Raw genomic sequence first — 10,293 nt, 5'->3', positions numbered from 1 at the left:
GTAAAAAGACATTTGAGCCTGCATTCACCAAAAACCAGTTTTGTTTAGTACCAATGGCAGGATTTATGGAGCCGTACTATTTAAGCGGAGATAATAATAAAAGTGAATGGAAGCGTATCCATAGGAAAGATAAAATGGCGTTTACCATCGCTGGCATGTACGAGTATAACAATCACTTTAATGAGCCAGTACATAGCTTTACGCTACTAACGCATAATGCGGATGATGAGCCTTTTATGAGTCAGTTTCATAAGCCCGGTAAGGAGAAGCGTTCGATTTACTTGGTAAGTCAGTACAATAGAGATGATTATTTAAATGCCGAGCACACTAATATTGAAAGTTTGATGAGTGTTATTGATGGTGCATTATTTGAGTTTAATGCACTTTAAATAGAAATCACAGTTCAAAATTGAGAGATATTTACTAAAAAGTATAGCTCCCACAACTCTGTAATACTTCTAATCTATAACTTTAAAAGCCTTTCTCGTTTAAATCACGAAAGCTATCACATGCAAGTTGGAAGCCGTTGTAACAGGACTTGCCAAACATATATTTAGCCTTGATAAAGCTTTGACGTACTCCTTGACCCTTTAAGTAAAACAAACCTAAACTGTATTGTGCTTCTGCATGACCCCAGTTTGATGCTCTATTAAACAATTCAGCTGCTTTATAATAATCCTGACGCACCCCGTAACCTTCAGAGTACAGAACCCCTAAGCTATACATTGACTCTGGATTAATAATAGCTGCCTCTTGAAACCATTCAACTGCTTTTTGATAATTCTTAGTTACTCCATAGCCCCTAGAATACATTAATCCTAATTTATATTGTGCCTTTACAAGACCTTTATCCGCTGCTTTCTCATAAAGCTCTTTAGCCTTTTGATAGTTTTGAACTTTGCCGTAGCCAAAGAAATATAAATCTCCTAAGCTTAGCTCTGCTTCTCTTGAGCCTTGTTTGATTGCCATTTCATACCATTCTGCAGCCTTGAAGTAATCTTGTTCGACACCATATCCATGCTCATACAATTGACCTAAGTTATATTGCGAAGATGAATCACCCTGTTTAGCCGCCCTCTCATACCAATAAGCTGCTTTCTTGTAATCTCCATAGAGACCGTCGTCTCTATCATACATTAGACCTAAAGAATATTGTGCGTCTACATAACCTTGATTTGCAGCTTTGCTAAATAACTCGATTGCTTTTTCTCTATTCCCACGTATATCATAAATAGCTGCTAAGCTAGCTTGTGCTTTTGCAAAACCTTGATCTGATGATTGTTGATACAGCTCTACAGCCTTTTCAATATCACGTTGTACACCATAGCCCTGGTCATACATTACTCCTAACCAATATTTCGCCTCTGCATTTCCTTGTTGTGCTGCCTTCTCATACAAGATCACAGCTTTTTTGAATTCTTGCTGTACATTCGGATCATCCTCTTTAAGTCCTTCATGTACTAAGGTGGCGTGGGCAGCTTCTGCTATTGCATTACCTTGGCTTACTAAACTTTGAGAATGGTCAAAGGGAATAGCCGAGCTTAACACAGGAACAATCAGAAGAAAAAAGACAAATAATTTGTATTTAAATTTTGACAGTTTCATAAGGTTATTAATTTTGTTAAGTTCATTGCAAATAATAGCACTGTGACCTGTTAAAAACGCGCTGTTGGTCTTTTTAAAGTATCCTAACCAAACTTTAACAAATCAGATTTAAATTATTTAATTGTACTAGTTAACAAGCTATTTATAGCTTAAAAATATGTGACACTCTATATTGAATTCACATGTAAGAACATTAAACATTTTTTAATAAGGCTATGTATGTTAGGTAATCAACAATGCATATTAAAAGCTATGAAGTACGGTGATTTAATATGGGATTTTAAAGCTTAGTAGTTGAATTACATATACAAGGTTATAGAGATGCATTTAAAGCCCATCATACCTTTGAATCGGTAGTGATATAAACTATCACTGTTTTTAAAACATTCTGCAACTAGACCATAATAATCGAAACTCGATACTATCTAATATTGACTTCTACATAGCCCTAAGGACCAGTTTATATTTTTAGAATGGTTAGAGTTTACATTACTCATAATTACATTTAGCGTTGTTATCATTAACTCAGAATTGATGTGATATATTTCTTGATCTAACCGATTTAAAATCTCACCATTAAATTAAGATTTAAAGCAAGATATTATTTACCTACAAGTTAAATATCTATTCAGATCAGGGCAGTCATTACACCAGTGAGGATTACTATAAGTGTGTTGCTAGGTGCGATAGTATGACGCATAGCATGAGCCGACGTGGCAACTGTTGGGATAATGCGCTTACAGAACGGTTTTTAGAAACTTTAAATCTGAATGGATGCCAAAAAAAGGTTATGAAAATATCGATAAGGCCAAACAGGCTGTAAGCGCTTATATTTCGGATTATTACCAAAGTGTCAGACCGCATAGCTTTAATGATTATTTGACACCAACAGCTAAAGAGAGACCTATTTCAATAAAGACCTCTTATGAGTTGTCCAATTTTAGTTGACCACTACACCCAATGAAACCCCATACCCTCCACCAGGTGTAAATTTAGAATTGCCACCGAATAGCTTATGCATCTCATCCCAATCAATTCTTTAAGCTTTCGCCAATAACACCCTTAGTAAGCTTGTTACTAGTCTTGGTATAAATAATATACAGTCGCCTAACTTTGAAAAACCAAAGCCTCTAAGACTCTTTAGATGATACGTTGCAGGATCTAATAGTACTGACCAAAGGTCGTACCATAAAATAGCTACTTCGTTTTCTTGATAGGATCTAGTTTTTCTGACTTCTTCGCCCTGCTCTAGACATTGCAAAAGTGCATCTAAACGCCTTTTATCAGCCTTTAACTCACAGATATGTCCTATTTTACTAAAAATTGACGTTACGTTTTTTATAAACATTAAAACTCTCGCATCTTTTATAAACACAAATATTGAATATTATTAATATTTATCGACTTTCATCTTAACTTAAGGATAAGCTTAATAATAGTATATAGTCATTTTAAAATTCTAGGCCTAAAAATTATATATAACTGGCTGAGTTTTAAATAGACAAAACAATCGCTTAATTGATAATTAAATAAGCAGTTAACTAACTTAATAATTTTAATTAGTGATTACCCTGGCATTCAAAAAAGTGCGCCTTCCGCTGACAAGCTCTGATGACGCTATTGAACGCCATAAGGCTTAAGTGGTTGTATATATGAAAAACCAAAAATCTAAACGAGATACTGCCCACCCTGATTAAACCTACCAAAGTCGTAAATTTATATCTTTAGGTGATATCTTTGCTGATGATAGTACTGTACTGTGCGATGCGGTTAAACCAACTCCTAAACAACTTTAGCTAATAACTTATTAGAAAAACAGTTTTTAAATTTTAATTAGTTTGTTGTTACGCATGGTCACCTACCTCGTTCAAATGCTAACGACAAGCTTGCTAACGAAACTTCTTCATCCATAATTAAAAACATATGAACGATAAACCTGAGTAGTGAAGAGTACTTCCATTTCTTTGGTGCATCTTTCACGGTATTAGGGATACCAATACCTAGTAAATAGGTAGAAATCATATCGTCACATATAGTTTTAACGCTTTGCGTCCCCTCACAACTACTGAATTTTGAGAGTAATGCTTTATTAGCAGTAACCAAGAGATATTTGCTCTGTAGTAAATCCTGAGTGATATTCATAAAACATTTTAGCTCATCAAACTCTTTTAACGGGAAGGATATAGTGGCATGAGTCGATGTGATACGCTGTGCCACCATATTCAAATACCATTGATATTCGGCCCAGCGGGTCTCTCTTAACTCTAGCAGCCCTTTATACATAAGTGCCATTAACTCGTGTTCAATATACTCATGGATACGCATTGGTGTTAACTGATATTTTTCCGTTACGAACCGATAACTCTCTCTTTGCTTTACTGTGGTTCGTATTGCTGATATAACCTTAGCTCTTTCATATAGCGTTTTGGCATCGTTTGGTGCTATCCCGGCTTTTGACGCTCCAGAGGCGATTGTTTGTTTTTCAACTCTTTCTTTAGCATTAGAACTAAGGTTAAGACAAAGATTTTCAATTTTAGTCAACAACGTTAATACTTGATGAATACCATAACGCGTTAATAATGTATCAGAAACAGCTACTCCAAAAATCTCAGACTCTGTTTGTTCATCAATAGTTGATAGCATAATATTATGTTCAACGGGCTTTCGACGCTCTTGGGTAGGCTGAGTAACTTGCCTATATAGCCAAGGTATTGCAGACTTGATGGAGACATATCCACTTTCATCGTAAACAATTTTATTATCCTTTAGAGCCCTTCTTTTAATACCTGTTATATTTATAAAAGTTCTTTTGGGCAACTTGATATTAGCATTGGCCAGCTCATAAGTTGCGACAAGAGCAGCAGCATGATAATAATATTCAAAGGTTCTACTCGGTGAAATGTGTCCCACTACCCTTGCTAGCGCTTTCCACTTGTCAGGTCCGTCGTGATGTACACCGTTCAAACCTGTCAGAACCCTTTTAACATCTTCATCTGAATATCCAGTGAGTGCAGCAACCACTTTGGAGCGAGAACAAGTCAGCATGGCTAAGTTGGTGATTGCTGTATGACGTAAACCATGAAAAGTGACTTCTCTACTCTCACCTATATATCTCATCATCGTTCGTAAAAGCGTTAATGGCACATCCGGGTCTATAGGATGGCTTGCTGCCATAATGCTAAATAGATAGGTCCCAGGACCTTGACCTGTCTTAGATCGAACATAGCGAATGAATAAATTCAACTCTCGAGGTGTTAATAAGGAATAAACAGGAATACGGCGCCTACTACTATAGTTTTTTAGTTTTCGGTATGCATTTGGCCTCACTATTATAGAAGGCTCATTTAACTGCAGCCCTTCAATATCTTTTATCCGAATACCAAGCAGCTCTTTTTTTCTAAACCCACAGCGGTACGCTAAAATGATTAACAGCATTAGCATATCCTTTTCTATAGGTTCAGCCGAATAGTGTATTTGCTTTAGAATGCCGTGATAAGCTTGTACAGAGAGCCACTCTGATCTTACTTTGACTTGAGTTTTTGCCTGTTCAATCCGTACAGTTGGAAATCCATAAAACTTAACACCCACATTGTGTATGCGTTGAAGTAGCTTCGCTGGTTGATTGAGAGCTTTATTATTTTGAACAGCAGCTTTAAAATCTAATACACTGTCGTAGAATTCAATGAAGTCATCTTCGTCCCAATACTCTAAGTCTGATTGATTTGACATAAAATAGCACCACTCATTACCTACTTTTCCCAGATAATTACTTATGGTACTGAGCTTTGGCATTTTTGGCTGTTTCAGAAGTTCAATTACCCACTGTACCAATACCTTTTCATATAGCTGGCGATCGGATATTAGTTGGACGCTAACTTCTGATTTTATTCCATACATATACCAGTTTTTGACAACTACTGGCTCATTTATTGCTAGAGGTGTCGTACTAAATAACGTTTTAGTGTTAGTAAAAACAGGATATCTGTGTTTTCTAGGAAGCGCTTCTTCTAACTGCTGTTTTAAAAAACTGATAATGTCTGACTTACGATAATCTACCTTAAAAGAAGGAGGGTTAACCTTTGAGTAACTACTTTTCATAACGCTACTATTACTCTGAGTGGAATAAGGCTCTAAAGATTGATCATACTCTGCATCCATCAGGTCATTAAAAGCACACTCTAGTAGCCCTACTGTATTAGTAGCCCCTTGTAAGACACTTACTAATGCTTGATCCAAATCGACACCTGGAAGAATCTCCCAATGATAACTGGCCGCTTTTAAAAGCTGACTGAGTGAGGGTATAGGTATGCTATGTGGCTCAAGTATCACCTTCAGATACTCTATAACTAGTCTCTCAATATCATCTAACGTAGTGAGCGTATTAAGCTTAACGGCTGATAATTGATAGTAGCGTACTAACCAGCACTGACTTATAGTGTCTACGACGATTTGATGGCTGTTGAAGAGCAGAGAGCTTGATCTATGGTTTTGAAGTGACTCTCCCTGACATTCAATACGTTCGTTTCCATACTGAAAGCTTCTATATCTAATAGTGGTTTGCAAAGTGTTGTCTATGAATGGCTGCAACTGATTATTAAGGCACTGAGTTAGCCATGGTAATAGCCAGTTTTTGTCATTTATACCTCCAAACACAATACCTGAGAGTACCAAACTCGCTATTATCTGCTCCTCAGAATCTAACCTTGTCTCTTCCCAGTGCCCTATTACTAATTTAATTATCTGATAAATGTATTTATTGTCGGCAACCCAGTTTGCTGGAATAATAAGGTCGTTTCGTTTGCCTGGTTTATGAATTTGAGGTAATGCATAATAAAAAGGCTTACGTAGGTAATTTTTATTAATAAAATCAATAAACTTCACATACCTATTAAAAGCAGATTCAAAACGTTTCCCTTTACTATAATTCTTCTTCAGGTCTTCAATCACAATTGACTGAAATTCTTCAAATGCCTTGGGTGATAAGACCTGACTTTTCTTAGATAAATTTAAGAGATAAGCTTTCGATACCGCATACCATTGATGATATTTAATACAAGAATAGCTCTGCGATACAAATTTAAATAATTGAGCATCTATAAAAGATTGTTTATAAAACCTGTTTATGTATTTCTTAACAGACTTAAGACCACTTTGTTTCACCTCATATTTACCACATGAGCTTTGTTGCTGTCTCAAGCATTTATCCCATATACTTTGAAGAGCGACATTATGCTTATATTTTTCGTAACGATCCTTAGTGACACTCTGCTCATGAACCTCAAGCTGATACCCAAGGTCACCAAGTGACCTTGTATACCCATCAACTATTTTCGGAGGATATATATTCTTTGACAAAAGGATGCACCTCTATGATTTTACAAATAATGTCACTAAACTCTTGTAAGCCAAGCTCTAAAGCTATTTGCTCAAAATTGGAGTCAACATTTTTGATTGCTGCTTTACTTACTGAGGAATATGAGTTCAGTACCTCGTCCTCATGTTTCTCATGTCCTATGATCGAATTAATTAAAGTCATACTTACCCCTTGTTGCTCTAAATTCACCCTAACAAAATGCCTAGTACCATAAGGATCATAAAACGGCGTCAGATCTTGGGTCATCATAGAAACAGCCCCTCGTTTAATCGGGGTTAACTTGTCTAATTCTGCATTTAGTAAGCTCAAGAAAGGAACATCTCTACCAAACTTAATTGCATGGATGGTGGTGCTGAGTGCAATTGAATAAGGTCGATCAATCGCTTTCAGATAAGACCTATAAAGCTTGAAGAGCTTTCTTAGCGAGCAACAGAGTGGTATTAATCTATGGTTTTGAGTCACTTTGTTAGGCTTGTCAGAGACTTGGTACCACCCAACCTCAATATCTAAGTCCTTTGCATTAGGTAACTTGTTATTCGGCCGAGTCCCCGTTAATATACAGAAGCAATACCATGTAAAAACACTAAATCGATTGAATAGCTGATTTGCGCCTTGACTCTCTATTACCCACTGCCTAAGGCGTTGAAAAAACTGCCTAACACTTTCTACCTTTAAGGCAAACCCTGACCCTGTTAAAAAATCTTCTGAATGGCTGTCAATATAAGAGAGATCAAAACAGTTATGTATATTCATAAACTGCAGTGCTTTTTTATAGTGTCCTATTAGCTCTTGATGAGAATGGCTACTATAAAATACAGCAGGTGCTTGACTTGCATCAGCCCGACAAAGAATATCTGCTATATGAGAGTTACTGCCGTCGACATATCGCCTCAAAATAAAATGTAGCGCTGATTCAATTTTATTAATAGTTAAATACACTATATTCAGGCTTTCTTTTAGACTTTTTAAATACACCGTAATTTCTTTGAGCTGAATCTGACTTTTAGATGCTTCTATCGCAGACTTTAACAAGTTGACAGGCAAAGGTAATTTAATTAGATCGGTACTATTTAGATTATTGTCACTGTATTCTTCTATCGTAGTTATCCCAAGCTTCGACTGTAGATAACCTTTACGTTTACCTATAAAGAATAACCCTGATTTTTCAATAAAGCCTTTTTCAAGTAAACTTGTCACTGGACATGCCGTGATCATTGCAAGTAATAAAGTTGCCGCAATCAGACTTGTTTCTTTAATCTCACTTTCCCAGTCTGATGTCAACTGGTTAAATACAAGCTTACAAGATGCAGGTGAGAGCATATTTACATCTGAAGGCAACTCTAACTCTCGCAAGCTGATATGTTGTTGCTTGACACTAAAATCTACAGCATCTAACTCAAAACTCCTCCTTCGCCGATTTTGTGGTTGACTTATTGACCAATAAATATCCACCCTAGGTGGCATGACATCGACAGCTTCTTCGTTAGTTGCATAATCAATTATACTTTCTTGTACATTGATTGCATCTAATACTGCCCTACCCTTTTCACTGATTGGGCTGTCTATATTATTAAATGATGTAGCAAAAGGTATTCTTGCGACACTATCTGAGAGTTTAGGCGGTCTGAGTTTTTTACTTCGCCCCTCTTCTTCATTTTTATTAGCGCTACTGCTTTTAGGTTTCTTTTTTGGCTTTGATGGCTTTTTTTGTCTCTTACGATTTGGGTAATACGCCATTTCTATATATTTTTTAAGCTCACTTATTTGATTAAGCTTTTTATCTCTAAATCTTGTTGTTTCTTCAGCTTCAACTATTCCTCTTACCCTATTAGACTCAGCTTCAGCTTTATTTTGATTTAGTTTATCGAGCATTAATGCAAATGTATTTAGAATAAACGCAGGTGTCACTTCTTCAGCTTTATTTAAGTCTGGGAGCTCGCTCCAAATCCACTGGTAGTTTCGTGTAGTATAAAAGTAGGCTGTCTTGAACCTCCTAATCAGACCTTTAGACTCTTTTGTTTTACCATGAGCTTTTAATATTAAGCTTTGATAAAAGATAATTGCTAACCATAAAGCTCTATTAGAATTAGTGGACGATTTCACAGCATCTATTAACATTGCGATAAGCTGATGCTCTAATGATTTACCTTTAAACCACTTTCGTGATATTTGATAATCAAAAGTAATAATTTTTGCTAGCTGACTAAAATCATCTTCTTCGAGACTCAGATCAGCAGTTACTACACGATGTAGTTTAATAATTAACTTATCGAGAGCTTTGCAGAGTTCCGTATCAAGATCTGAAGTAGCTAACGCTAGAGCTGTGTTTAAATCAGCTAGATCGATGATTACCATTTTCTCGCCTAAATCTGTCATAGCACACAACCCCGCGAGCGATCAAATGTAGACTGTGATATACCGACCTGCTCTAGATAATCAGTAATTAAAAACTTATTTTTACCGTGAAAGCTTAACCACTCATCTTTGTTTAACTGCTTTTTTAATGTTTTGAAAATTTCAGCATGACATAAGTTTGAACGACTTCGAGAGATGATAGCCAAAATGTTCAGTGTCTCAGTTACCAGGTTAATTTTGTGATGTTTAATGTCACTCCAGCTGATGACGTCGAGCTTTCTCTCATTCCAGATCGTTAAAAAGTCATCTTTGTTTATTAGTACCAATAAACCAAAATTATTAGCCAACCAGCAATCCCCCTGAGCTTCTTTCTTAAGAGCAACCGGCTGTTGTAATAAGTTTTGCAGTAGCGGACTTTGCAACTTATACATTAGCTCTGTAGCAATATAGTGTTGATATAATGTATAGAAATCTTCCATAGAGTTGTCTATTAAGATGTTCTGTTTGGCTAACCAAGATACTCTCGCTGTTTTCATTTGACCCACCTAAAATATCAATAGAATATGCAGTTACTCCACACTTTCATTTAATATACCTAAACAGACATGAAATTACGTAAATATTTTATCCATCTCAAAAACGATACTTAAACTTAAGAAAAAATGTTGTAACTATATCAATATCAAGTACTTAATCTCTATTTACTGGCTTCAAAAAACCTTGATAATTAAGGGGTTTCACTAAATATATACTAAACACTACATTATTGCTTATTTTTGTATCTTCACTAACCTTATTCTTCATTATCACGTGGATTTAAGGTTTTATTTCCCTTATTAATACTAAATTGATGAGTATTTACCGACTATTTTGGGCGCGCAGTCATGATTTTTTTCTATACCTACAAAAAAAGCCAGACAACATAGGTTGTCTGACTATAAAATTTTCTGTTATAGATA

The 10,293-nt window shown here is 35.9% G+C and carries 5 protein-coding genes and 1 pseudogene; 2 read left to right on the top strand and 4 right to left on the bottom strand.

The annotated features are described in order from the left end of the window. Positions 1-389: SOS response-associated peptidase family protein (locus tag AC2SLT_RS12510; RefSeq protein ID WP_486547983.1), on the top strand; the 389-nt coding region annotated here is incomplete at its 5' end. 82 nt (positions 390-471) lie between these two features. On the opposite strand, the gene AC2SLT_RS12505 is transcribed toward AC2SLT_RS12510, so the two are convergent. Further along, positions 472-1,605: an SEL1-like repeat protein gene (locus AC2SLT_RS12505; protein ID WP_486547982.1), complete on the bottom strand. Its 1,134-nt coding sequence runs from the start codon at positions 1,603-1,605 to the stop codon at positions 472-474. 622 nt (positions 1,606-2,227) lie between these two features. Here AC2SLT_RS12505 and AC2SLT_RS12500 point away from each other — a divergent pair. Next, a pseudogene (locus tag AC2SLT_RS12500) lies at positions 2,228-2,356 on the top strand (IS3 family transposase); the annotation flags it as partial. A gap of 1,103 nt (positions 2,357-3,459) precedes the next feature. On the opposite strand, the gene AC2SLT_RS12495 reads toward AC2SLT_RS12500, so the two are convergent. The 3 genes from AC2SLT_RS12495 to AC2SLT_RS12485 are packed head-to-tail and all read right to left on the bottom strand — an operon-like array spanning position 3,460 to position 9,870. Further along, positions 3,460-6,960, bottom strand: coding sequence for a tyrosine-type recombinase/integrase (locus AC2SLT_RS12495; protein WP_486547981.1), 3,501 nt, complete (start codon positions 6,958-6,960; stop codon positions 3,460-3,462). After that, a complete protein-coding gene (locus AC2SLT_RS12490; RefSeq protein ID WP_486547980.1) occupies positions 6,926-9,355 on the bottom strand; it encodes a hypothetical protein in 2,430 nt (809 codons plus the stop codon). The genes AC2SLT_RS12495 and AC2SLT_RS12490 overlap by 35 nt, the downstream gene beginning before the upstream one ends. Then, positions 9,352-9,870 (bottom strand): hypothetical protein, encoded by a 519-nt coding sequence (locus tag AC2SLT_RS12485; protein ID WP_486547979.1) that lies wholly within the window; start codon positions 9,868-9,870, stop codon positions 9,352-9,354. The genes AC2SLT_RS12490 and AC2SLT_RS12485 overlap by 4 nt, the downstream gene beginning before the upstream one ends. Positions 9,871-10,293: the final 423 nt, after the last annotated feature.

It is taken from the genome of Psychrobacter sp. CX18 (genome assembly GCF_057396215.1).
This window is presented reverse-complemented; position numbering and strand designations above follow the sequence as displayed.